The sequence below is a fragment of the Bradyrhizobium sp. NBAIM14 genome, assembly GCF_020193895.1.
GTDB classification, from domain to species: domain Bacteria; phylum Pseudomonadota; class Alphaproteobacteria; order Rhizobiales; family Xanthobacteraceae; genus Bradyrhizobium; species Bradyrhizobium yuanmingense.
The window spans coordinates 244151-266339 of record NZ_JADYVQ010000004.1 but is presented as its reverse complement, the minus strand read 5'-3'; the positions used below and the strand labels follow the sequence as shown (position 1 = coordinate 266339).

22 protein-coding genes are annotated in these 22189 nt (G+C 63.7%); 19 read left to right on the top strand and 3 right to left on the bottom strand.

Translation table 11 applies throughout. The annotated features are described in order from the left end of the window. Positions 1–10 precede the first annotated feature (10 nt). The 12 genes from nuoH (at position 11) to I6F28_RS12940 (ending at position 11225) form a co-directional block, all read left to right on the top strand. Positions 11–1078 (top strand): NADH-quinone oxidoreductase subunit NuoH, encoded by a 1068-nt coding sequence (nuoH, locus tag I6F28_RS12995; protein ID WP_085969087.1) that lies wholly within the window; start codon positions 11–13, stop codon positions 1076–1078. Between the two features lie 8 nt (positions 1079–1086). Next, complete coding sequence (gene nuoI / locus I6F28_RS12990) at positions 1087–1581, top strand: NADH-quinone oxidoreductase subunit NuoI (RefSeq protein WP_157283556.1); 495 nt, start codon at positions 1087–1089, stop codon at positions 1579–1581. A 9-nt stretch (positions 1582–1590) separates the two neighbouring features. Next, on the top strand, positions 1591–2229 hold the full coding sequence (locus tag I6F28_RS12985) for an NADH-quinone oxidoreductase subunit J (RefSeq protein WP_036010173.1): 639 nt from the start codon (positions 1591–1593) through the stop codon (positions 2227–2229). Next, positions 2226–2534, top strand: a complete 309-nt coding sequence (nuoK, locus tag I6F28_RS12980; protein WP_036010170.1) for an NADH-quinone oxidoreductase subunit NuoK — start codon at positions 2226–2228, stop codon at positions 2532–2534. Before I6F28_RS12985 ends, nuoK begins: the two co-directional genes overlap by 4 nt. A gap of 61 nt (positions 2535–2595) precedes the next feature. Further along, a complete protein-coding gene (gene nuoL / locus I6F28_RS12975) occupies positions 2596–4695 on the top strand; it encodes an NADH-quinone oxidoreductase subunit L (RefSeq protein WP_225140059.1) in 2100 nt (699 codons plus the stop codon). Next, positions 4696–6204 carry an NADH-quinone oxidoreductase subunit M gene (locus tag I6F28_RS12970; RefSeq protein WP_036010164.1) on the top strand — a complete coding sequence of 503 codons (1509 nt, stop codon included), beginning with the start codon at positions 4696–4698 and terminating at the stop codon, positions 6202–6204. A gap of 22 nt (positions 6205–6226) precedes the next feature. Next, positions 6227–7663: an NADH-quinone oxidoreductase subunit NuoN gene (gene nuoN, locus I6F28_RS12965; RefSeq protein WP_225140058.1), complete on the top strand. Its 1437-nt coding sequence runs from the start codon at positions 6227–6229 to the stop codon at positions 7661–7663. A gap of 1 nt (position 7664) precedes the next feature. Next, a complete protein-coding gene (locus I6F28_RS12960; protein ID WP_225140057.1) occupies positions 7665–8471 on the top strand; it encodes a biotin--[acetyl-CoA-carboxylase] ligase in 807 nt (268 codons plus the stop codon). Beyond that, positions 8471–10141, top strand: coding sequence for a ribonuclease J (locus I6F28_RS12955; RefSeq protein ID WP_225140056.1), 1671 nt, complete (start codon positions 8471–8473; stop codon positions 10139–10141). Before I6F28_RS12960 ends, I6F28_RS12955 begins: the two co-directional genes overlap by 1 nt. A gap of 10 nt (positions 10142–10151) precedes the next feature. Further along, positions 10152–10556, top strand: a complete 405-nt coding sequence (gene mce, locus I6F28_RS12950; RefSeq protein ID WP_036010154.1) for a methylmalonyl-CoA epimerase — start codon at positions 10152–10154, stop codon at positions 10554–10556. Positions 10557–10565: 9 nt separating this feature from the next. Beyond that, positions 10566–10841, top strand: coding sequence for a DUF1467 family protein (locus I6F28_RS12945; protein WP_225140055.1), 276 nt, complete (start codon positions 10566–10568; stop codon positions 10839–10841). A gap of 30 nt (positions 10842–10871) precedes the next feature. After that, positions 10872–11225 (top strand): hypothetical protein, encoded by a 354-nt coding sequence (locus I6F28_RS12940; RefSeq protein WP_036025327.1) that lies wholly within the window; start codon positions 10872–10874, stop codon positions 11223–11225. On the opposite strand, the gene I6F28_RS12935 is transcribed toward I6F28_RS12940, so the two are convergent. Together I6F28_RS12935 and I6F28_RS12930 are read right to left on the bottom strand one after the other, a co-directional pair. Then, positions 11226–11489 carry a GlsB/YeaQ/YmgE family stress response membrane protein gene (locus I6F28_RS12935; RefSeq protein ID WP_024341246.1) on the bottom strand — a complete coding sequence of 88 codons (264 nt, stop codon included), beginning with the start codon at positions 11487–11489 and terminating at the stop codon, positions 11226–11228. Positions 11490–11520: 31 nt separating this feature from the next. Continuing rightward, positions 11521–11970, bottom strand: coding sequence for a YidB family protein (locus I6F28_RS12930; protein WP_036025325.1), 450 nt, complete (start codon positions 11968–11970; stop codon positions 11521–11523). Between the two features lie 230 nt (positions 11971–12200). Here I6F28_RS12930 and mtnK point away from each other — a divergent pair, with 230 nt between their 5' ends. Next, positions 12201–13490: an S-methyl-5-thioribose kinase gene (mtnK, locus tag I6F28_RS12925; RefSeq protein WP_225140054.1), complete on the top strand. Its 1290-nt coding sequence runs from the start codon at positions 12201–12203 to the stop codon at positions 13488–13490. A 64-nt stretch (positions 13491–13554) separates the two neighbouring features. On the opposite strand, the gene I6F28_RS12920 is transcribed toward mtnK, so the two are convergent. Further along, the gene (locus I6F28_RS12920; RefSeq protein WP_225140053.1) at positions 13555–14439 is read right to left on the bottom strand and encodes a hypothetical protein; all 885 of its coding nucleotides are present in this window, start codon (positions 14437–14439) and stop codon (positions 13555–13557) included. A 224-nt stretch (positions 14440–14663) separates the two neighbouring features. On the opposite strand from I6F28_RS12920, the gene I6F28_RS12915 reads away from it, so the two are divergent. The 6 genes from I6F28_RS12915 to I6F28_RS12890 all read left to right on the top strand — a co-directional run bounded on the left by I6F28_RS12915 (position 14664) and on the right by I6F28_RS12890 (position 22049). Continuing rightward, on the top strand, positions 14664–16253 hold the full coding sequence (locus I6F28_RS12915; protein WP_370141340.1) for an ABC transporter substrate-binding protein: 1590 nt from the start codon (positions 14664–14666) through the stop codon (positions 16251–16253). A gap of 55 nt (positions 16254–16308) precedes the next feature. Further along, complete coding sequence (locus I6F28_RS12910; RefSeq protein ID WP_057029432.1) at positions 16309–17232, top strand: ABC transporter permease; 924 nt, start codon at positions 16309–16311, stop codon at positions 17230–17232. After that, a complete protein-coding gene (locus tag I6F28_RS12905) occupies positions 17229–18050 on the top strand; it encodes an ABC transporter permease (RefSeq protein ID WP_225140052.1) in 822 nt (273 codons plus the stop codon). The genes I6F28_RS12910 and I6F28_RS12905 overlap by 4 nt, the downstream gene beginning before the upstream one ends. Next, positions 18047–19027 carry an ABC transporter ATP-binding protein gene (locus tag I6F28_RS12900; RefSeq protein ID WP_225140051.1) on the top strand — a complete coding sequence of 327 codons (981 nt, stop codon included), beginning with the start codon at positions 18047–18049 and terminating at the stop codon, positions 19025–19027. The genes I6F28_RS12905 and I6F28_RS12900 overlap by 4 nt, the downstream gene beginning before the upstream one ends. Then, positions 19020–20048 carry an ABC transporter ATP-binding protein gene (locus I6F28_RS12895; RefSeq protein WP_225140050.1) on the top strand — a complete coding sequence of 343 codons (1029 nt, stop codon included), beginning with the start codon at positions 19020–19022 and terminating at the stop codon, positions 20046–20048. The genes I6F28_RS12900 and I6F28_RS12895 overlap by 8 nt, the downstream gene beginning before the upstream one ends. Before the next feature lie 1017 nt (positions 20049–21065). Beyond that, positions 21066–22049, top strand: a complete 984-nt coding sequence (locus I6F28_RS12890) for an ABC transporter substrate-binding protein (protein ID WP_225140049.1) — start codon at positions 21066–21068, stop codon at positions 22047–22049. Positions 22050–22189 lie beyond the last annotated feature (140 nt).

Genomic DNA, 22189 nt, shown 5'->3' with positions numbered 1-22189 from the left:
GCGTGATCTGATGGAATTCTTCGAAAGCGCATTCTGGACCGGGTTCCTCTGGCCGCTGATCATCATGGTCGCGCAGAGTGTCCTCGTGCTCGTCGTCCTGCTGGTCGCGATCGCCTACATCCTGCTCGCCGATCGCAAGATCTGGGCGGCGGTGCAGATCCGCCGCGGCCCGAACGTCGTCGGCCCGTGGGGCCTGCTGCAATCCTTCGCCGACCTGTTGAAGTTCGTGCTGAAGGAGCCGATCATCCCGGCCGGCGCCAACAAGGGCGTGTTTCTTCTTGCTCCCTTGGTCTCATGCGTGCTCGCGCTCGCCGCCTGGGCCGTGATCCCGACCAATCTCGGCTGGGTGATCGCCGACATCAATGTCGGCGTCCTCTTCATCTTCGCGATCTCGTCGCTGTCGATCTACGGCATCATCATGGCCGGCTGGTCGTCGAACTCGAAATACCCCTTCCTCGCCGCGCTGCGCTCGGCCGCGCAGATGGTGTCCTACGAAGTCTCGATCGGCTTCGTCATCATCACCGTGCTGCTCTGCGCCGGCACGCTGAACCTGACGGCGGTGGTCGAGGCCCAGCACGCGCGGGGCCTTGCCAGCCTGATCGGGCTGCCGCAGCTGACGATCCTGAATTGGTACGTCTGGCCGTTGTTCCCGATGTTCGTGGTGTTCTACGTCTCGGCGCTGGCGGAAACCAACCGCCCGCCCTTCGACCTCGTCGAAGCCGAATCCGAGCTCGTCGCCGGCTTCATGGTCGAGTACGGCTCGACGCCGTACCTCTTGTTCATGCTCGGCGAGTATGTCGCAATCGTCACGATGTGCGCGCTGGCGACGATCCTGTTCCTCGGAGGCTGGCTGCCGCCGGTGGACCTGCCGCCCTTCAACTGGGTGCCGGGGATCATCTGGTTCTCGCTGAAGCTGTTCTTCATGTTCTTCCTGTTCGCGATGGCGAAGGCGATCGTGCCGCGCTACCGCTACGATCAACTGATGCGCCTCGGCTGGAAGGTGTTCCTGCCGCTGTCGCTGGCGATGGTGATCGTGGTGGCCGGCGTGCTGCATTTCGCCGGCATCGCGCCGAAGTGAGGGCCGTCATGGGTATCAACGTCAACGCCACTGCACGCTCGCTTCTGCTGTCGGAATTCGTCTCGGCGTTCTTCCTCGCCATGCGTTATTTCTTCCAGCCGAAGCCGACGCTGAACTATCCGTTCGAGAAGGGCCCGATCTCGCCCCGCTTCCGCGGCGAGCACGCGCTGCGCCGCTATCCGAACGGCGAAGAGCGCTGCATCGCCTGCAAGCTGTGCGAGGCGGTCTGCCCGGCGCAGGCCATCACCATCGAGGCCGGCCCGCGCCGCAACGACGGCACCCGCCGCACCGTGCGCTACGACATCGACATGGTGAAGTGCATCTATTGCGGCCTCTGCCAGGAGGCCTGTCCGGTCGATGCCATCGTTGAAGGCCCGAACTTCGAGTTCGCGACCGAGACCCGCGAGGAGCTCTATTATGACAAGGCCAAGCTGCTCGCCAACGGCGACCGCTGGGAACGCGAGATCGCCAAGGCGATCGAGCTCGACGCGCCGTACCGGTGAGGTGAGGGCATGATCCTTCCCGCGCTGTTCTTCTATCTCTTCGCCGGCGTCTGCGTCGCCTCGGCTGTGATGGTGATTGTCTCGCGCAATCCCGTGCACTCCGTGCTGTACCTGATCCTGGCCTTCGTCAACGCCTCCGGCCTGTTCGTGCTGATGGGCGCCGAATTCCTCGGCATGATGCTGATCGTCGTCTATGTCGGCGCGGTCGCGGTGCTGTTCCTGTTCGTGATCATGATGCTCGACGTCGACTTCCTCGAGCTGCGCGAGGGCTTCATCGAGTACCTGCCGGTCGGCCTCGTGATCGGCGGCATCTTCATGTTCGAGTTGCTGCTCACCGTCGGCTTCTGGGTCATCAATCCCGGCGTCTCCAAGACGATCACGGCGGCGATCCCGGCCAACGTCAGCAACACCGAGGCGCTCGGTCTCGTGCTCTATACGAAGTACATCCACTACTTCCAGCTCTCGGGCATGGTGCTTCTGGTCGCCATGATCGGCGCCATCGTGCTGACGCTGCGCCACAAGGAGAAGGTCAAGCGGCAGGACATCAACGTTCAGAACGCGCGCACGCCCGACATCGCGATGGCGGTGCGCAAGGTGGCGCCGGGGCAGGGGCTCTCGGACGCGGACGCGGCGGAGTGGGTGAAATGACGATCGGGCTCGGACACTATCTGGCGGTCGGCGCGATCCTGTTCACGCTCGGCATCCTCGGCATCTTCCTGAACCGCAAGAACATCATCGTCATCCTGATGTCGATCGAGCTGATCCTGCTCTCGGTCAACATCAACCTCGTGGCGTTCTCGAGCTTCCTCGGCGACATCGTCGGCCAGGTCTTCGCGCTGCTGGTGCTGACGGTCGCGGCTGCCGAAGCTGCGATCGGTCTCGCCATCCTGGTGGTCTATTTCCGCAACCGCGGCTCGATCGCGGTTGAGGACGTCAATCTGATGAAGGGCTGATCGCATGATCCGGAAAAGTGGGTACCGGTTTTCCGACCAGATCATGCGGAAAGAGTAAGTCATGGTTCAGGCAATTGTCTTTCTGCCTCTGCTGGGCGCCATTCTGGCTGGCCTGATCGCGCTGTTCGGCGCGCATGCCCGCAACCCCTCGGGCGACGAGCTCGATCATCACGGCGGCCACGGCCATGGCGCGCATGCCCATGCGTCCGACAAGATCAACGAGGATGCCTCCGTCATCCACGAGAGCCATCACGACGACGCTCACGACGATCACGGCCATGGCCCGACCGAGCCGCCGGCGGCGGGCTCGCGCGCAGCCGAGCTGATCACCACCGGGCTGCTGTTCGTCTCGGCGGCCTTGTCCTGGATGACGCTGGTCGACGTCGGCTTCATGCATCACGACTACAGGATCCAGCTGCTGCCCTGGATCTTCTCCGGCGATCTCCAAGTCTGGTGGACGCTGCGCGTCGATACGCTCACCGCCGTAATGCTGGTGGTGGTGACGACCGTGTCCTCGCTCGTGCACCTCTATTCCATCGGCTACATGGACGAGGACCCGAACCGGCCGCGCTTCTTCGGGTACCTCTCGCTGTTCACCTTCGCCATGCTGATGCTGGTGACGGCCGACAATTTGGTGCAGCTGTTCTTCGGCTGGGAAGGCGTGGGTCTCGCCAGCTATCTGCTGATCGGCTTCTGGTACCAGAAGCCCTCGGCCAACGCTGCCGCCATCAAGGCCTTCGTGGTCAACCGCGTCGGCGACTTCGGCTTCGCGCTCGGTATCTTCGCGGTCTTCATGCTGGTCGGCTCGACCGATTTCGAGACCATCTTCCACGCCGCGCCCGGCCTCACCGGCAAGACCATCAACTTCCTCGGCTGGCACGCCGACGCGCTGACGCTGACCTGCCTGCTGCTGTTCATGGGCGCGATGGGCAAGTCCGCCCAGTTCCTGCTGCACACCTGGTTGCCGGACGCGATGGAAGGCCCGACCCCGGTGTCGGCGCTGATCCATGCCGCGACCATGGTCACCGCCGGCGTGTTCATGGTGGCGCGCCTGTCGCCGCTGTTCGAGCTCGCTCCGAATGCCCAGGCCGTCGTGATGTTCTTCGGCGCGACCACGGCGTTCTTCGCCGCGACCATCGGCCTCGTCCAGAACGACATCAAGCGCATCGTCGCCTACTCGACCTGTTCGCAGCTCGGCTACATGTTCGTGGCGATGGGAGCAGGGGCCTATTCGGTCGGCATGTTCCACCTGTTCACGCACGCCTTCTTCAAGGCGCTGCTGTTCCTAGGCTCCGGCTCGGTGATCTACGCGATGCACCACGAGCAGGACATCCGCAACATGGGCGGCCTCTGGAAGAAGATTCCCTACACCTATGCGGTGATGGTGGTCGGCACGCTGGCGCTGACCGGCTTCCCGCTCACCGCCGGCTACTTCTCCAAGGACGCGATCATCGAGTCCGCCTACGCCTCGCACAATCCGTTCGCGGTGTACGGCTTCCTGATGACGATCATCGCCGCCGGCCTGACCTCGTTCTACTCCTGGCGCCTGATCTTCAAGACCTTCCACGGCGAGCCGCATGACGAGCATCATTACGAGGCCGCGCATGAGGCTCCGCTCTGGATCCTGATCCCGATCGGCGTGCTCGCGGTCGGCTCGTTCGTCGCCGGCCTGCCGTTCAAGGAGCTGTTCGCCGGCCACGGGGTCGAGGAGTTCTTCCGCGAGTCCGTCAAGATGAACCCGCACATCATCGAGGAGATGCATCACATCCCGCAGACCATCGCCTTCCTGCCGACGGTGATGATGGTGCTGGGTTTCCTCGTCTCCTACCTGTTCTACATCCGCCGGCCCTACCTGCCGGTCGAGCTCGCGAACACGCAGCCGATGCTGTACCAGTTCCTGCTCAACAAATGGTACTTCGACGAGCTCTACGACATCATCTTCGTCCGACCGGCGAAGTGGATCGGCTACCAGCTCTGGAAGAAGGGCGACCGCTTCATCATCGACGGCTTCGGCCCCGACGGCGTCTCGGCCCGCGTGCTGGACGTCACCCGCAACGTCGTCAAGATCCAGACCGGCTATCTCTATCACTATGCATTCGCCATGCTGATCGGCGCCGCCGGCCTGATCACCTGGTTCATGTTCGGCTTTGGAGGCCAGTAAATGACAACCTGGCCCATTCTTTCGGTCACGACGTTCCTGCCGCTGGTCGGCGCGCTGATCGTCTATCTGAGCCGCGGTGACGACGAGGCGGCGCGGCGCAATTCGCGCTGGATCGCGCTCTGGACCACGCTGATCACCTTCGCGGTGTCGGTGATCCTGGTCATGCGCTTCGACCCCAGCAACCCCGACTTCCAATTCGTCGAGAAGGCGAACTGGCTCGCCACCGGCATCACCTACCACATGGGCGTCGACGGCATCTCACTGCCGCTCGTGATCCTGACCACCGCCGTGATGCCGTTTTGCATCATCGCGAGCTGGAAGGCGATCACCAACCGCGTCCGCGAATATATGATGGCGTTCCTGATCCTGGAAACGCTGATGATCGGCACCTTCTCGGCGCTCGATCTCGTGCTGTTCTACCTGTTCTTCGAGGGCGGCCTGATCCCGATGTTCCTGATCATCGGCGTCTGGGGCGGTCCGCGCCGGGTCTATGCCTCGTTCAAGTTCTTTCTCTACACGCTGCTCGGCTCGGTCCTGATGCTGCTCGCCATCATGGCGCTGTACTGGAACGGCGGCACCACCGACATCCCGACGCTGATGCACACCGCCGTGCCGCGGTCGTTGCAGACCTGGGCGTGGCTCGCCTTCTTTGCCTCCTTTGCGGTGAAGATGCCGATGTGGCCGGTGCACACCTGGCTCCCCGACGCGCACGTGGAGGCACCGACCGCGGGCTCCGTGGTCCTCGCCGCGATCCTGCTGAAGATGGGCGGCTACGGCTTCCTGCGCTTCTCGCTGCCGATGTTCCCGCTGGCCTCGCACGACTTCGCGCCGCTGGTGTTCACGCTCTCGGCCATCGCCATCATCTACACCTCGCTGGTGGCGCTGATGCAGGAGGACATGAAGAAGCTGATCGCGTACTCCTCGGTCGCGCATATGGGCTTCGTCACCATGGGCATCTTCGCCGGCACCATGCAGGGCGTCGCCGGCGGCGTGTTCCAGATGATCTCGCACGGCATCGTCTCCGGCGCGCTGTTCCTCTGCGTCGGCGTCGTCTACGACCGCCTGCACACCCGCGAGATCGCGGCCTATGGCGGCCTCGTCAACCGGATGCCGCTCTATGCGATGACCTTCATGGTGTTCACCATGGCCAATGTCGGTCTGCCCGGCACGAGCGGCTTCGTCGGCGAGTTCATGACGCTGCTCGGCACCTTCAAGGTCTCGATCCCGACCGCGTTCTTCGCCAGCTTCGGCGTGATCCTCTCGGCGGCCTACGCACTATGGCTCTATCGCAAGGTCGTGTTCGGAGCGCTGGTCAAGCCGCAGCTGGCGAGCATGAAGGATCTCACCTTGCGGGAGTGCGTCATTCTATTCCCGATGATCGCGCTGACGATCCTGTTCGGCGTCTATCCGAAGCCGGTGCTCGACATGTCGGCCGCTTCGGTCCAGCAACTCGTCAACAATTACAATACCGCCGTGACGGCCGTGAAGGCCGCCGCACTGCTCCAGTGATCGGGCAGGTCAGGATATCGCCATGAGCTTTTCGACTGCAGGTTATCAACTGGCGCCGGTGCTGCCCGAGCTCGTGCTCGCGGTCGGCGCGATGGCGCTTCTGATGCTCGGCGCCTATCGCGGGCAGGAGACGACCAAAACCGTCACCTCTCTGGCGGTGGTGCTTCTGATCGTGGTCGGTGCGCTCGTCTACATGCAGCCCGCGGGCAAACAGGTGACGTTCGGTGGCAGCTTTATCGTCGACGACTTCGCCCGCTTCATGAAGATCCTGGCCCTGATCGGCTCGGCCGTGACGCTCGTCCTGTCGACCGAGTTCCTGTCAGACCCGTCGCGCCGGATTTTCGAATACGCCATCCTCGTGCTGCTCTCGACGCTCGGCATGATGGTGCTGATCTCGGCCGGCGACCTGATCTCGCTCTATCTCGGCCTCGAATTGATGTCGCTGGCGCTCTACGTCGTGGCGGCCTCGAACCGCGACAACGCCAAGTCGACCGAAGCCGGCCTGAAGTACTTCGTGCTCGGCGCGCTGTCCTCGGGCATGCTGCTGTACGGCGCCTCGCTGGTCTATGGCTTCACCGGCACGGTGAGCTTCACCGGCATCGCCGCGGCCGCGACGGTCTCGAATGTCGGCCTGGTGTTCGGCCTCGTCTTCCTGCTCGTCGGCCTCTGCTTCAAGGTCTCGGCCGTGCCGTTCCACATGTGGACGCCTGACGTCTACGAGGGCGCGCCGACCCCGGTCACCGCCTTCTTCGCGTCGGCGCCGAAGGTCGCCGCGCTCGCAGTCTTCACCCGCGTGACGCTCACCGCATTCCCCGGCATCGTCTCGCAATGGCAGCAGATCCTGGTGTTCGTGTCGATCGCCTCGATGGCGCTCGGCTCCTTCGCCGCGATCGGCCAGAGCAACATCAAGCGCCTGATGGCCTATTCGTCGATCGGTCACATGGGCTTTGCGCTGGTCGGCCTTGCCTCCGGCACGGTGGAAGGCGCGCAGGGCGTGTTGATGTACATCGTGATCTATGTCGCGATGACGCTCGGCTCGTTCTCCATCATCCTCGCGATGAAGCGCAACGGCCAGGCCGTGGAGCAGATCAGCGATTTCGCCGGCCTGTCGCGCACCAATCCGCTGCTCGCCTTCATGTTCGCGATGCTGCTGTTCTCGCTCGCCGGCATTCCGCCGCTCGCCGGCTTCTTCGCCAAATGGTACGTCTTCGTCGCCGCCATCAAGGCGAACCTGTTCACGCTCGCCGTCATTGGCGTGCTGACCAGCGTGGTCGGCGCATACTATTATCTCGCCATCGTCAAGACGATGTATTTCGACGAGCCGGCCGGCCGGGTCGATCCGGTGCGCATCGAGGTGCGGACGGTGCTGGCGGTGGCGGGCCTGTTCAATATCCTGTTTGCGCTGTTCGCGGGGCCCGTGGTGAGCGTCGCCTCCGCCGCGGCAAAGTCGTTGTTCTAGGATGGCCTTCGCGCTCGGTCCTCGCGCATCGGCTGCGGGCTACAGGCTCGCGGCGTTCGAACGGACCGGCTCGACCAATACCGAGGCGATCGAACACGCCAGGGCCGGCGAGCGCGGCCCGATGTGGTTCGTCACGTCCGAGCAGACCGCCGGCCGCGGCCGGCGCCAGCGCGCCTGGATCGCGCCGCGCGGCAATCTCGCCGCCAGCATCCTCGAAGTCATGGACGTCGCCCCCGCCGTCGCCGCCACGCTCGGCTTTGCCGCAGGGCTGGCCGAAGAGACGGCACTGGAGAAGGTGAGCCTCGAGGCCGCGCTCCGTCTCGGCGAAGGCCGGCCCCGCTACGCGCTGAAATGGCCGAATGACGTGCTCGCCGGCGGCAAGAAGCTGGTTGGTATTGGCCTCGAGGCCGAGGCCGTCGGTGGCGGCCTTGCCGTCGTGGTCGGCATCGGGACCAATGTGGTCGCCGCGCCCGAGGGCACCCCGACGCCCGCGGTGTCGCTGGCCGCCCTCGGCGTCCAGATCAGCGCCGAGGAGCTATTCATGGCGCTGTCGGATGCCTGGGTCGAGTTCCGCGGCATCTGGGACAATGGCCGCGGCTTTGCCGAGATCCGCAGGCTCTGGCTAGAGCGCGCCGCCGGCCTCGGCGAAAAGGTTGCCATCCACACGGGAACCATGACGCTGGAAGGTGTTTTTGACACGATCGACGACACCGGCTGCCTGATCGTCCGCACCGCGGAGGGCCGCCTCATTCCGGTGGCGGCCGGCGAGGTGTTCTTCGGGCCCGTCGCCTCGGTGGGAGCAGCGTGATGGCAAGGCCGGACGAATTGGTGTTTGCGCCGCTCGGCGGCGTCGGCGAGATCGGCATGAACCTGTCGATCTACGGCCTCGGCAACCGTCACCAGCGCGCCTGGCTTGCGGTCGATCTCGGCGTCTCCTTCGGCGATGAGGAGCATCTGCCCGGCATCGACCTGATCATGCCCGACATCTCCTTCCTGGAGAAGGAGCGCAAGAACCTGATGGGCCTCGTGCTGACCCACGCCCATGAGGATCATTTCGGCGCCATCATCGACCTCTGGCCGAAGCTGAAATGCCCGATCTACGCCACCAGGTTCAGCGCCGCGCTGTTCGAGGCCAAATGCGCCGCCGAGCGCAACGCGCCCGAGATTCCGGTCACCGTGGTGCCTTCAGGCGGCCGTGTCGATATCGGTCCGTTCAACGTCGAGTTCATTCCGGTCGCGCATTCGATTCCGGAAGCGCATGCGCTGGCGATCCACACCGACGCCGGCATCGTGCTGCACACCGGCGACTGGAAGATCGACCCGACCCCGACGCTTGGAGCCGCGACCGACGAGAAGCGGCTGCGCGAATTGGGCGAAGAGGGCGTGCTCGCCTTGATCGGCGATTCCACCAATGCCGTGCGCGACGGCCGTTCGCCCTCCGAGGCCGAGGTCGCCCGAACCATCATCGACCTCGTCAAATCCGCCAAGGGCCGTGTCGCGGTGACGACGTTCGCCTCCAACGTCGCCCGCGTCAAAGCAGTGGCTGACGCCGCGAGGGCCGCCGACCGCGAGGTCGTCGTGGTCGGCCGCGCCATGGAGCGCGTGGTGCAGGTCGCGCGCGAGACCGGCTATCTCGAGGGCGTGCAGAACTTCCGCTCGCCCGAGGTCTACGGCCACCTGCCGCAGGACAAGGTGCTGGCGCTGTGCACGGGCAGCCAGGGCGAGCCGCGCGCCGCGCTGGCCCGCATTGCCAACGACGACCATCCTGAAATCACGCTGAACCGCGGCGATAGCGTCATCTTCTCCTCGCGCACCATTCCCGGCAACGAGAAGGCGGTCGGCTCGATCATCAACAATCTGGTGCTGCAGGGCGTCGAGGTCATCACCGATCGCGATGCGCTGGTCCACGTCTCCGGCCATCCCCGCCGCGACGAGCTGCGCGATATGATCTCCTGGGTGAAGCCGCAGATCCTGATCCCGGTCCACGGCGAGGCCCTGCACCTGCATGAGCACGCCAAGCTCGCCCGCGCTGCCGGCGTGCCGCGCGTGCTGGTCTGCCGCAACGGCGACCTCGTCAAGCTCGGCCCCGGCGATCCCGGCATCGTCGGCGAGGTGCCGTCGGGACGTCTGTACAAGGACGGCACGATCCTGGAAGACTCCAAGTCCCGTGCCGTCGTGGAGCGGCGCCGCATGGGCTTTTCCGGCTGCGCCTTCGTCGCCATCGCGATGACCGCGCAGGGTGAGCTCGCCGGTGATCCCGAGCTCGATTTGGTCGGCATCCCCGAGAAGAACAGGGCCGGCGAGACCTTCGACGACATCGTCTTCGATGCCGTGATGTCGACCATCGAAGGCCTGCCGAGGGCGCGCCGGCGCGATCCGGACGCCTTGGCCGAGTCGGTGCGACGCGCTGTCCGGGCCGTGATCAACGAACATTGGGGCAAAAAGCCCCCCTGTCTGGTACATGTACTGACGGTATAGGGAGGGGAACATGTTGGGCCGGCTCAACCATGTCGCGATCGCGACCAAGGATGCGGTCAAGGCCGCGAAGATCTACGGTGCGGCCTTCGGCGCCCAGATTTCCGAGGCCGTGCCGCTGCCCGAGCACGGCGTCACCACCGTGTTCGCGACCCTGCCCAACACCAAGATCGAGTTCATCGAGCCGCTCGGCGAGGCCTCGCCGATCGCGAAGTTCATCGAGCGCAATCCCGACGGCGGCATCCATCACGTCTGCTACGAGGTCGTCGACATCATCGCCTCGCGCGACACGCTGGTGAAGGAGGGCGCGAGGGTGCTCGGCGACGGCGTGCCGAAGATCGGCGCCCACGGCAAGCCGGTGCTGTTCCTGCACCCCAAGGATTTTTCCGGCGCCCTCGTCGAGATCGAGCAGGCATAGGGCCGCGTCATGGCCATCCAGATTTCAACCTGGCTCGCGATCTATTTCGTGCTCTGGTGGGTGATGCTGTTCGTGACGCTGCCGTTCGACGTGCGCAGCCAGCACGAGGACGGTGTTGGCGCGCCCGGCACCGATCCCGGTGCTCCCATCCTCACCCGCATGGGGCACAAGCTGATCTGGACCACGATCATCTCGGCAATCGTGTTCGGCATTGGCCTTGCGGCCTATCATGCCGGCTATCTCTCGATCGAGCGCCTGTCGAAGATGATGGGAATGCCGTTTTAAGTTTTGATTGGCGTTGTTATGGGGTCAAAAATGACATTTCAGCGTATCGTCATTGCGCTTCTGGTGCTGATCGTCGCAGGGCTCGGTGCCATCGGCTATTTCGAATGGCGAATGGCGGTGCAGGTGCGCACCCTGAAGGCGTTCGTCGAGGGCTATGTCTTCAACGAGGCCGTGCTGGCCTGCGAACAGGCCAAGAGCTCGACGCCGTTCAAGTGGAACGGCGGCAAGAGCACCTCGGTGATCGGCCTGAACTCGGTCAAGACGGACAAATACACGGTCAGCGCCAGCTACACGCTGGTCGCGGACAGCGTCTATTGCGACTACGATCCGATCAAGAGAAAGGCCGACATCGGCTCCAGCTTCCTGGAGCGGGAGACTTTCTAGCTAGATCGCGCGGCGCTGCCGGCCGGCGAAGAGACCGTAAACGAACAGCACGATGATCGCGCCGACCACGGCACCGATCAGGCCCGCACCCTCGCCAGGGCGATACCAGCCCAGCGCTTGCCCAAGATACGAAGCGACGAAGGCGCCGACGATGCCGAGGATGGTCGTCAGGATGAACCCTGAAGGTTCGTTGTCGCCCGGCATGATGAACTTGGCGATCACGCCGGCGAGAAAGCCAATGATGATGGTCCAGAGAATGCTCATGAGTACACCTTTTCGAGTTGAGCCGCTGCTTCTATGCGTCGGGCAGGCGTCCATCCGGCGTGTATTTGTCGATTGCGGAAGGAAGCTCGCGGGTTAGCCGTGAGACGATCTCCTCCTGGGAAAGCCCGGTCTGCTGTGCGAGCTTTTCCAGGACATCGCTGCCGATGGCCTGCTTCAGCTCCGGCGGGGAGATCTCCTTGTTGGGGCCCGGCTTCACCCATGAATCGGCGATCTCGCCCTGCCCATTCTGGTTGAATCTCTCCAGGAGCTCGCCAATCCCGCCATTGAGCAGGCCCCCGATTCCGCCAGCGCCGAGCATGCCGCCGAGATTGCCGAGCATGCCTCCGAGCGGTTGCTGGCCGCCGGTGGACGAGCCGGCGCCCGCGCCTTTCAGCAGCTCCGCCAGCTTGTCGCGGTTCTGATATCCGGCGATGGCCAGCATCGCCAGCAGGGCAGTCATAGATGGCATTCCGCGGCTCATCGCTCGCTCCTTTTAGAAGGTCAGAAACCCAAAACCGTCTCAGCTTGCTTGGGTTCCTCAATCGACCAATCGGAGCTCGCGACCAAGCGTCCCAGCTTGGCCGCCACCAAAGCACCGGGTGGCAGACAACGTACATTGTGGCTACGATCCGATGAAAAGAATGGCCGGATCGGCTCGAGCTTGCCAGCATCGGGAGTAGCGATCCGGCCCAGACATGGGATGGGATCGCAATGACCGGGGACCGGGCAGGGGACTATCGGATTTTGCACGAGGCGGACTTGCGGGACTATCTCGCGGGCTTGCCTGATATCGCCGCGCTCCTTGGCGGCGAGGCGTCCTCCTGGGCGATCACCGAGGTGGGCGACGGCAACCTCAACCTCGTCTTCATCGTCAAGGGCGCACGCGGCGGCATTGCCGTGAAGCAGGCGCTGCCTTACGTCCGCCTGGTCGGCGAGAGCTGGCCCTTGCCGTTATCGCGCGCCCATTACGAGTATCTCGCGCTGTCCCGCCAGGCCCAGCTCGCGCCCGACCTGGTGCCGGCCGTGCTGCATCACAACGAGGCCCTGGCGCTGACGGTGATGGAGCTGCTCGAGCCCCACATCATCATGCGAAAGGGCCTGGTCGCGGCAACGCGCTATCCGCGTTTCGTCGACGATATCACCACCTTCATGGCGCAGACGCTGTTCTTCACCTCCGACCTCGCGCTGTCAGCGGCCGAGAAGAAGGAGGCCATCGCGGCCTTTGCCTGCAACCATGCGCTCTGCAAGATCACCGAGGACCTGATCTTCACCGATCCCTACCGCATCGCCGAGCAGAACCGCTGGACCGCGCCCCATCTCGACGGCCTCGCCGCGAACCTGCGCGAGGACTTGGAGCTGCATGTCGCGGTCTCCCGGCTGAAGCTGAAATTCATGGCGAGCCCGGAAGCGCTGATCCATGGCGACCTCCACACCGGCTCGATCATGGTCACGGACGGCCAGACCCGGGTGATCGATCCGGAATTCGCATTCTATGGTCCGATGGGCTTCGACATCGGCGCCGTGCTGGCCAATCTCCTGATGGCCTATTTCGCTTCCGCCGGCCACGAGCGCGCGCCGGGCGAACGGGCGGCATTCGAGGCCTGGGTGCTGGAGACGGTCGAGCAGGTCTGGACCGAGTTCGCCCGAAAGTTCCTCGATCTCTGGCGGGCGGGAGGCACCGGCGATGCCTATCCGGTCTCGCTTTTCGCCGGCGAGCAGGGTGCCGTGCGGCTGGAAGCCGAGCGAAAAAGTTACGTGCAACGCCTGTTCGCCGACGCTGTCGGCTTCGCAGCCGCAAAAATCATCCGCCGCATCTTCGGCCTCGCCCACAACATCGATTTCGAGCTGATCGAGGACCCGCGCACGCGGGCGGTCAGCGAAGCCCGTGCCGTGCGGCTGGCGAGGGCGATGATGGTGGAGACGGCGTCGTTCCGGACCATCGCGGATGTGACGAATGCCGCGCGAAAACTGCGGGACTGGATGCCGGAATTGTCGGGCTGAACCGGCCTCATGAGGAGCCCGCCCACGCTCCGTGATTGCGAGATGAGAGATCGTCCCCGGAACGTTAGTAAAGCCGCATCGGCAGCAGGACGCCGTCCGCGCCGGCCAGCAAACCCCAGGTCTCGTTGGCCGCGACCTCGAACTCCCGGCTCGCTGCCGCTCCGCCGTCCACCTTGAGGGTGACCTTGTACCTGCCGGGCGGCAGATCGAGCTTCTGGCTGTCCGGCAATTCGCCTGCGGCACCGTCAGAGTTCGCCAGTTCTTCGCCGGCGTGCGCCGCCAGATTGACGGCCTGGTCGGCGACGGTGATCACCGCCGCTTCATCCGTCTTGTTGCCGAGCATCAGCCTCACTTGCCCGGGCTTCGGCAGCAGGCCGACGGTCGCCGAGGCGAGCTTGCGCCTCGACAGCTCGGCAATTGTCTTGTCGTCCTGACGTGAGAGCCGGAGCAGGACCGGTCCCTCTCTCGTCAGGAACGTGATCACGGCCCGGTCCGGCTCTTCGACGGCACCTTCTTTCTCCGTCCAGCCACGCTTGCCGAGTGCGTCGCGATAGAAGCCGAGCACAGAAGCGAAATCGCGCGGCGTCTCGGCGTAGATCGACTGGATCTGCGGCGAATCCTTCGCCGTCGTGAGGGCCCAGCCTTCGGGCAGCGGCAGGCCGGTATGCTCGGAGAGCTTGGCTTCGAAATGTGCTCCCGCACCGCGCGCCATCATCCCGACGGGGATGCTGAGCAGTCGTTCGACGAAATTGTCGAGAGTGTCATGGCTCCGGACCGCCCACCAGGTCTGGTCGACATTGTCGTTCGCGCCGGAGGTGCGACTCCAGCCGAACTGGATAGCGTCTGTCACGCTCTCTCCACCCAGGCCGGCCGCGACCGGGCGCGCCAGCACGGCCGTCGCGGCGACCAGACCGGCCGCGAGCAGGGCAGCTAGCGTTCGGCGATTCATTTTTTTCCAGATCCCTTGGGGCTCAGATAATGATCCTGAGCTTGGTCGCGTTGATCAGGAAAAATGTTCATCAATCCTCCTCGCCCGATGACGCACCGCGTCAATGCCCCCGCCGAAGGACTGCCTCAGGAACCGGCAGCATTTGCCGTAAAAACGAAGCTTGCTTTCGGCAGGCGACGAATGATCAAATCACTCATCGGAATACGCCTGCGTCGGGGGGACACATGATGTTCAAGGCCATCGCGATCGTTGCCGGTTTGGGACTGGCGCTCGCCGCCACAGCCGAGGCGCAGACGCCGCGCAAGGGCGGAACCATCCGCATGACGGCGCCCTACGGCTCGAGCTTCACCAGCCTCGACATTCACACCACGCAGCGCGCCCAGGACGAGATCTACGCCAAGGCCCTGCACCGTTCGCTCTACATCTGGAATTCGGCGGAAGGCAAGCCGGTGCTGGAGCTCGCCAAGGAAGACGTGGTCTCGGGCGGAGGCCTCGTTCACACCTTCAAGCTGCGCGACGACGCCTATTTCCATAGCGGCCGCAAGATGACCGCCGACGACATCATCTGGTCCTACAACCGCATCATGGACGGCAGCAAAGCCTATCCCGGCGCGCGTTACGTTCGTGTGATCGAGGGCGCGGCCGCGGTCGAGAAGGGCCAGGCCAAGGAAATCTCCGGCCTGAAGAAGATCGACGACTTCACCATCGAGATGAAGCTGACGGAGAAGGTCGATCCCGGCTTCTACTTCTTCACCGCGCTGACCTCGATCTATCCCGCCGACGAGGCCGCCAAGGAAAGCTTCATCCAGAAGCCGATCGGTCTCGGTCCGTTCAAGTTCGTGGAGCACGTGCCGGGATCGCGCATCGTCCTGGAGCGCTGGGACCGGTTCTACAAGCCCGGCAAGCCCTATGCCGACAAGATCGTGGTGTCGGTGATGGGCGAGGCCGCGGCACGCGACGTCGCCTTCCGAAACAAGGAGATCGACACCTCGGTGCTGGGACCTGCGCAGTACGTCGCCTACCAATCCGACGCCGACCTCAAGGGCACCATCGTCGAGGTCGCCGAGGTGTTCACGCGCTACATGGGCATGAATCCCGCGGTCAAGCCGTTCTCCGACAAGCGCGTGAGGCAGGCGATCAATTACGCCATCGATACCGATTTGATCATCAACAAGCTGGTCAAGGGCAAAGCCTACCGCGCCACCAGCTGGCTGCCGCTGACCTCGCCGGCCTACGACAAGGCGATGAAGCCTTACCCCTTCGATCCTGCCAAGGCCAAGCAATTGCTCACCGAGGCGGGCTACGCATCCGGCTTCGAGTTCGAATGGACCACCAGCCAGAATGAAAGCTGGGGCCTGCCGATCGTCTCGGCCGTCATCCCGATGCTGGACAAGGTCGGCATCAAGGCCAAGGTCAAGCAGGTCGAGACCGCGGTGCTGGCGGAGGTGGTTCGCACCGGCGACTATCAGGCCTTCATCTATTCCCAGGCGAGCGGCCCCGATCCTCAGGCCGCGCTCAAATGCTTCCATTCGGCGACGCCGCAGGCGGCCTGTAACTACACGGCCTACAAAAATCCCGACTTCGACAAGATCCTCGATGAAGCCGGACAGGCCGACGATCCCACAAAGCGCATCCAGTTGCTGCAGAAGGCCAATGCGCTGCTCTACGAGGAGGCGCCGGTCTGGTTCTTCAACTACAACAAGGCGGTCATGGCGGTGCAGCCCTGGCTGAAGGGAATTCAGCTCAACGCGACGGAGCTGACCCACCAGAACGTCGAGGACCTCTGGGTCGACGAGACCTCGCCCGCGAAGTGACACGCGCGCTCCCGCCTAGCGCGACGGGCGAGGGAGGGAGCCGGGAAAAGTTGAGATGCTCGCGTTCCTGATCCGCCGCGTCCTGCAGACCATCCCGACCGTGCTCGCCGTGGTGCTGCTGGTGTTCGTGCTGTTCAGCGTCGTTCCCGGCAGCATCGTCTCGAGCATGAGCGACGACAGCGATCCGCAAGTCGAGCTGCGCATGAAGAAGCAGCTCGGCCTCGATCAGCCCGTCTATATGCGTTTCGGCACCTATATCGCTGGCCTCGCGACCGGCGATTTCGGAACCTCGTTCCGGACCCGTGAGCCTGTCACGACCATGATCGCCAAGCGGGCCTGGCCGACGCTGCAGCTGATCTTCGCATCCATGGCATTTGCGATACTGCTCGGCGTGCCGCTCGGCTTCGTGGCGGCCTTGCGGCCGGGCAGCCTCGTCGACACCGTCTCGATGATGCTGGCGGTGTCCGGCCTGTCATTGGCCAAGTTCTGGCTCGGACTGCTCTTGATGTACCTGTTCGCGCTCAAGCTCGGCTGGCTGCCGAGTTTCGGCTATGGCGACGGCGGCCTCAAATATCTGATCCTGCCCGCCGTGACGCTCGGTGTCTCGCCGATGGCGCTGCTGGCGCGGACGACTCGCGCCGCGGTGCTCGAGATCATGACCGCGGATTTCGTCCGCACCGCGCGCTCGAAGGGCATGAGCGAGACCAGGGTCGTCAAGTGGCACGTGATGCGCAACGCGCTCGTCCTCATCCTCACGACCATGGGCCTGCAGTTCGGCGCACTGATGGGGCAGGCGGTCGTGGTCGAGAAACTGTTCTCCTGGCCGGGCATCGGCTCGCTGCTGGTCGACAGCGTGCTCCAGCGCGACATTCCCGCCGTCCAGGGCTCCATCCTCGTCGTGGTGATGTTCTTTCTCGCGATCAATCTGTTGATCGACATGCTCTACGGCGTGATCGATCCCAGGATCAGATACGCATGAAGCTGCGCGCCAATCTCGTCATCGGGGGAGCGTTGTTCGCGCTGGCGATCGTCGTCGGCCTGCTCGCGCCATGGCTGGCACATACCGATCCCGTGATGGACGCCAACCTCATGAATGCGGAGGAGCCCCCGAGCTGGACCTGGTGGTTCGGCACCGACGCGCAGGGCCGCGACATCTATTCCCGTGTCCTCTACGGCGCGCGCGTCTCGCTGACGGTCGGCATCGTCTCCCAGCTCATCAACAGCGTCATCGGCGTGGCGCTCGGCCTCAGTGCCGGCTATTTCGGCGGCTGGTGGGACGATGTCGTCAACGCCCTGACCAACCTCATGCTCGCGATCCCCTCGCTGATTTTCGCGCTCGCCATCATGGCCGTGCTCGGTCCCGGCCTGACCAGCCTTTTGATCGCGCTCGGGCTGACCAACTGGTCGTTCACCTGCCGGCTCGCACGGGCCTCGGCACTGTCGCTGCGGAGCCAGGGCTATGTGCAGGCGGCAACCGTGCTCGGCTACGGTGACGTGCGCATCATGATCACGCAGCTCCTGCCGAACATGCTGGGACCGATCGTCGTCATCGGCACGCTGGGCATGGGCAGCGCGGTCCTGTCCGAAGCCGCATTGTCGTTCCTCGGCCTCGGCGTCCGCCCGCCCTTTCCGAGCTGGGGCAGCATGTTGTCGGAAGCCCGCGAGCAGATCACGACGGCGCCGTGGCTTTCGATTTTCCCGGGCCTTGCCATCTTCCTCACCGTGCTCGGCCTCAATCTGCTCGGCGATGGTCTGCGCGACATCCTCGATCCGCAATCGCGGAGCCGGCGCATATGACCGGCGCGCCGCTGCTCGAGGTCGAGAATCTCCGCATCGATCTCGATGCCGGATCAAGACGCGTTGCGGCGGCCGAAGGCATTTCATTCCGTATCGATGGCGGCGAGACCTTCGGCCTTGTGGGCGAATCCGGTTGCGGCAAGAGCATCACGGCGCTCGCTTTGATCGGCCTGCTGCGGCCACCCTTGTCGATCGGCGGCGGCGTCATCCGGTTCCAGGGCCAGGAGATCCAGCACCTGTCCGCTGCGAGGCAACGGCAACTGCGCGGCAATCGCATCGCCATGATCTTCCAGGAGCCGATGACGGCGCTGAACCCGGTCTCGCCGGTGGGGCGGCAGATCGCCGAGATGTTCGTGCTGCATAAGGGCAAGAGCTGGCGGGAGGCCAACCAGCTGACGGTCGAGGCGCTCGCGAGCGTCCGCGTCCCCGCGCCGGAGCGGCGCGTGAAGGACTATCCGCATCAGCTGTCGGGCGGGATGCGCCAGCGCGTGATGATCGCGATTGCGCTCGCCTGCGGTCCGGACCTGCTGATCGCCGACGAGCCGACGACGGCGCTCGACGTCACCGTGCAGGCGGAGATCATCGAGCTGATGCGCAATCTGTGCGCCGAGCGCGGAACGGCGATCCTGATGATCAGCCACGATCTCGGCCTTGTTGCCAATGTCTGCCGCCGCGTCGCCGTCATGTATGCCGGCCGCATCGTCGAGGAGCGCGGCTCGGCCGACATCTTCCGAGCGCCCTCCCATCCCTATACGCAGGGCCTCGTCGACTCGCTGCCGCGGCTCGGCAGCCGTGCTGCGCTCGGCCGCAGCAGGCTGAAGGAGATCGCGGGCGTCGTGCCGGCGATCACGCGCTTCCCCGATGGCTGCCGGTTCAATCCGCGTTGCGCGCAGGCGACGGATATTTGCCGAACCACCGCGCCGCAGACGGATGGGCTGGAGGCGGGCGGTTTCGTCCGATGTCACCACCATGCATGAGCCAAAGGGGAGAGCGGATGACGATGTGATCCTCAGCGTGGAGGATCTCGCCGTTCATTTTCCGCTTGGAGGCGGCCTGCTGGGCCGCGGCCGTCGGCTGCTCCGCGCCGTCGACGGCGTCGACCTCAACCTGAAGCGCGGCGAATGCCTCGGCCTCGTCGGCGAATCCGGCTCCGGCAAGTCGACGGTCGCATTGTCCATTCTGGGCCTGCTGACGCCGACGCGCGGCCGCATCGTGCTGGATGGGCAGGTCGTCACCAACCGGCAATCCGGTGACCGGAAGGCGCTCGCCCGCATCGTGCAGATCGTGTTTCAGGATCCCTACGCCTCGCTCAATCCGCGCCAGACCGTGCGCCGCACGCTCGAAGATCCCCTGCGCGTGCACGGCGTGACCGCGAAAAGCGAGGTCGAGGACCGCGTCGCGACCATGCTGAGGCATGTCGGTCTGCGCCCCGAGCAGGCCGACCGCTATCCGCATGAATTCTCCGGCGGCCAGCGCCAGCGCATAGGGATCGCCCGCGCCCTGATCCTCAACCCGAAGATCGTCATCTGCGACGAGCCGGTCTCGGCGCTCGACGTCTCGATCCGCGCCCAGATCATCAATCTGCTGCTGGAATTGAAGGACACGCTCGGCCTGTCCTACATCATGATCAGCCATGACCTCGGCGTTGTCGAGCACATGAGCGACCGCGTCGCGGTGATGTATCTCGGCCGCATCGTCGAGAACGGCAACTGGCGCGAGATCTTCGAGCGCCCCGCGCACCCCTACACGCAGGCCCTGATAGCGGCCATCCCCGATCCGCTGCGCCATGCTCCGCTGGCAACGACCGGCGGCGACCTGCCGAACCCGCTCAACTCGCCGAACGGCTGCGCCTTCAGCCCGCGCTGCCGTTACGCCGAGGCGGTGTGCCGGAGCGAGCCGGGACCGGCACTGGGGACGCGGGCGGATGGGCATGCGGTGCGGTGCTGGCGGAGTGAGGAGATTGCGGGGCGGATGGCGTTAGTCTCGACCGAGGGCTGATGCGCCGAAGGCGCGTCTAGTCCAATAGGATAAGAGTCGAAGAAAATTTGCATGCCGGCTATTGGCCGCTGTCCGGGGTAAAGCGGGCGAGCCGCGTGCTCATTTCGACGCTTCTGACCCCGAGCGGACTTCAGCGCCTGCGAACAAGGCCCCGCTTCGCACCCAAGCCACACGCTGTGTCGAATAAATCCACAGACGGTGAGCAGGATGGTGAGAAGGCCAATCTCCCAACGACCGGCGGCAAATGGAGCGATGCAAATCAGATAGACCAAGAAAAGCCGTCCAAGCCAGGGTAAACCCAAGATAGGTCCGTCCGGTCGGGATGTTGCTTCTGTTATCCGTCATGACCAAGGACAGCATTCGACGACCTTACCCGGCCAGAACCTCGTTCAGCGCGCCGCTCTCGCCTTCATCAGAACGAACAGGTGAGAAACGGCCGCCATCAGCGAGAAAATGACTATCCCCAATTCAGCACCGTGCACATGCTGCGGCGCATATGTTGAAGCCAGCCAAATGACGAGCCGGACGGCGGCATGAAGGCGATCATCCCCCGCACAGTGAGCCGTTTTAGGGCGTACCTAGTTGGCTCGCCGTTGGGACCCCAGTGCATAGCAACGCGCTCGCTCGCAATACGCGGGCCAAGATAAAGTTTGCCCCGACGACGACCGCGATAGCGAAGCCAAAGACGTAGTCTGCTGGCACCATGTTTTCCCGTCTTCCAAACACCAGCCCGAGAATATCCAAAGGTGGAGAACCAATCCATTCATGTTAAGATGGACTGCTCGCGTCTACTTCCTCTGGTTGCTGGTACATTGACTGGATGCGACCGCTTCTGGCGCGATGGTGAAGTGCGGTTTGGCTCAGATATTGTCAGCTGATCGGGGCACACCGGAAGTGACGCGGCGCTGTTCAAACCGGCGCTTTTGACCCGTTACGGACATTTGGTCGCGGGGGAGGCCTGTCCTAACCTAGGTGCTAACGTGCTACCTTTATAATTCTTTTCCATTTGGGGTTGTCATGAGACGGCGCGAGTTGATTGCGCTTCTCGGCAGCACAGTGACCATTTGGCCGCTGGCCGCTTGGGCGCAACAGGCAAATAGATCATTTCGTGTTGGCGTCCTTTGGCATGCGGCGAGCGCCGAGGAAGAAGATGTCTATCTGAATGTGGTCACTAAAGCATTCAGTGACCTCGGATATATCGACGGCAGATCTATTCAGCTTGAGCACCACTTCCCGGCTGAACGACCCGAGCGATTTCGCGCGTTTGCAAGGGATATGGTCGAAAGCAGAGTAGATGTGATCCTTGCGGTGACATCACTCGGCGCCAAAGAAGCCAAGCAGGCCACAAGTACGATCCCAGTGGTTTTCGTTTTGGATGCCGATCCTGTGAGTAATGGTCTTGTCGAAAGTCTAGCGCGCCCCGGTGGTAACCTAACCGGCCTTTCGCTTATGTCGAACGACGTGTCTGGCAAGCGCGTCGCTCTTTTTAAGGAGTTGGTGCCGAACCTATCCCGTATGGCCATCATGGTTGATCCGAGGGACCCTGCAGCCCCCCGCATTCGGGGAGCTTACGAAAGAGCATCGCAAGCGCTGTCGGTTTCGACCGAATCATTCGAATTAACAACGCCGGATGAGATTGAACAGACGTTTTCCGCGATTGCGCAAAGCGGATTTCATGGCGTCGCTCTAGCCTCACCACTGCTTTTCAATGAACGACGACGGATCGGAACTGCTGCCCTAGGCCATAAGTTGCCAACCCTATCCCTTATCGGCGAAATGGTCCCACACGGTCTTCTCCTATCTTATGGACAGGACTTCCCTGACTATTTCCGCCGGGCAGTGGGATTGATCGACAAAATTTTGAAGGGCGCGAAGCCGGGTGATTTACCGGTAGAACAGCCGACCCGTTTCAAGCTCACAATCAATCAAAAGGTTGCCAGAACGCTTGGATTAACGATTCCCCAATCCCTATTAATCGGTGCGGACGAAATCATTGACTAGGTTGGCAACGGGCCCGCCGCGCTGTCCGTCGAATCGCCCATTTTTGACCCATGGCGATCATTCCTCCGGCTATTGCCGCTGGGGCAACAGGCTCGCTAATTGTTCGCAGCGAGGTGCTAATCTCGGCAGCCAATAGCGTG

What these genes read in the sequence shown, in the direction of transcription:
- I6F28_RS12940 (WP_036025327.1), top strand. Translation starts at nt 10,872, where the DNA reads ATGACATTTCAGCGTATCGTCATTGCGCTTCTGGTGCTGATCGTCGCA.
- nuoK (WP_036010170.1), top strand. Translation starts at nt 2,226, where the DNA reads ATGACGATCGGGCTCGGACACTATCTGGCGGTCGGCGCGATCCTGTTC.
- I6F28_RS12910 (WP_057029432.1), top strand. Translation starts at nt 16,309, where the DNA reads ATGCTCGCGTTCCTGATCCGCCGCGTCCTGCAGACCATCCCGACCGTG.
- nuoL (WP_225140059.1), top strand. Translation starts at nt 2,596, where the DNA reads ATGGTTCAGGCAATTGTCTTTCTGCCTCTGCTGGGCGCCATTCTGGCT.
- I6F28_RS12900 (WP_225140051.1), top strand. Translation starts at nt 18,047, where the DNA reads ATGACCGGCGCGCCGCTGCTCGAGGTCGAGAATCTCCGCATCGATCTC.
- I6F28_RS12890 (WP_225140049.1), top strand. Translation starts at nt 21,066, where the DNA reads ATGAGACGGCGCGAGTTGATTGCGCTTCTCGGCAGCACAGTGACCATT.
- mce (WP_036010154.1), top strand. Translation starts at nt 10,152, where the DNA reads ATGTTGGGCCGGCTCAACCATGTCGCGATCGCGACCAAGGATGCGGTC.
- nuoH (WP_085969087.1), top strand. Translation starts at nt 11, where the DNA reads ATGGAATTCTTCGAAAGCGCATTCTGGACCGGGTTCCTCTGGCCGCTG.
- I6F28_RS12985 (WP_036010173.1), top strand. Translation starts at nt 1,591, where the DNA reads ATGATCCTTCCCGCGCTGTTCTTCTATCTCTTCGCCGGCGTCTGCGTC.
- I6F28_RS12895 (WP_225140050.1), top strand. Translation starts at nt 19,020, where the DNA reads ATGCATGAGCCAAAGGGGAGAGCGGATGACGATGTGATCCTCAGCGTG.
- I6F28_RS12905 (WP_225140052.1), top strand. Translation starts at nt 17,229, where the DNA reads ATGAAGCTGCGCGCCAATCTCGTCATCGGGGGAGCGTTGTTCGCGCTG.
- I6F28_RS12960 (WP_225140057.1), top strand. Translation starts at nt 7,665, where the DNA reads ATGGCCTTCGCGCTCGGTCCTCGCGCATCGGCTGCGGGCTACAGGCTC.
- I6F28_RS12915 (WP_370141340.1), top strand. Translation starts at nt 14,664, where the DNA reads ATGATGTTCAAGGCCATCGCGATCGTTGCCGGTTTGGGACTGGCGCTC.
- I6F28_RS12955 (WP_225140056.1), top strand. Translation starts at nt 8,471, where the DNA reads ATGGCAAGGCCGGACGAATTGGTGTTTGCGCCGCTCGGCGGCGTCGGC.
- I6F28_RS12945 (WP_225140055.1), top strand. Translation starts at nt 10,566, where the DNA reads ATGGCCATCCAGATTTCAACCTGGCTCGCGATCTATTTCGTGCTCTGG.
- I6F28_RS12920 (WP_225140053.1), bottom strand. Translation starts at nt 14,439, where the DNA reads ATGAATCGCCGAACGCTAGCTGCCCTGCTCGCGGCCGGTCTGGTCGCC.
- nuoI (WP_157283556.1), top strand. Translation starts at nt 1,087, where the DNA reads ATGGGTATCAACGTCAACGCCACTGCACGCTCGCTTCTGCTGTCGGAA.
- I6F28_RS12970 (WP_036010164.1), top strand. Translation starts at nt 4,696, where the DNA reads ATGACAACCTGGCCCATTCTTTCGGTCACGACGTTCCTGCCGCTGGTC.
- nuoN (WP_225140058.1), top strand. Translation starts at nt 6,227, where the DNA reads ATGAGCTTTTCGACTGCAGGTTATCAACTGGCGCCGGTGCTGCCCGAG.
- I6F28_RS12930 (WP_036025325.1), bottom strand. Translation starts at nt 11,970, where the DNA reads ATGAGCCGCGGAATGCCATCTATGACTGCCCTGCTGGCGATGCTGGCC.
- I6F28_RS12935 (WP_024341246.1), bottom strand. Translation starts at nt 11,489, where the DNA reads ATGAGCATTCTCTGGACCATCATCATTGGCTTTCTCGCCGGCGTGATC.
- mtnK (WP_225140054.1), top strand. Translation starts at nt 12,201, where the DNA reads ATGACCGGGGACCGGGCAGGGGACTATCGGATTTTGCACGAGGCGGAC.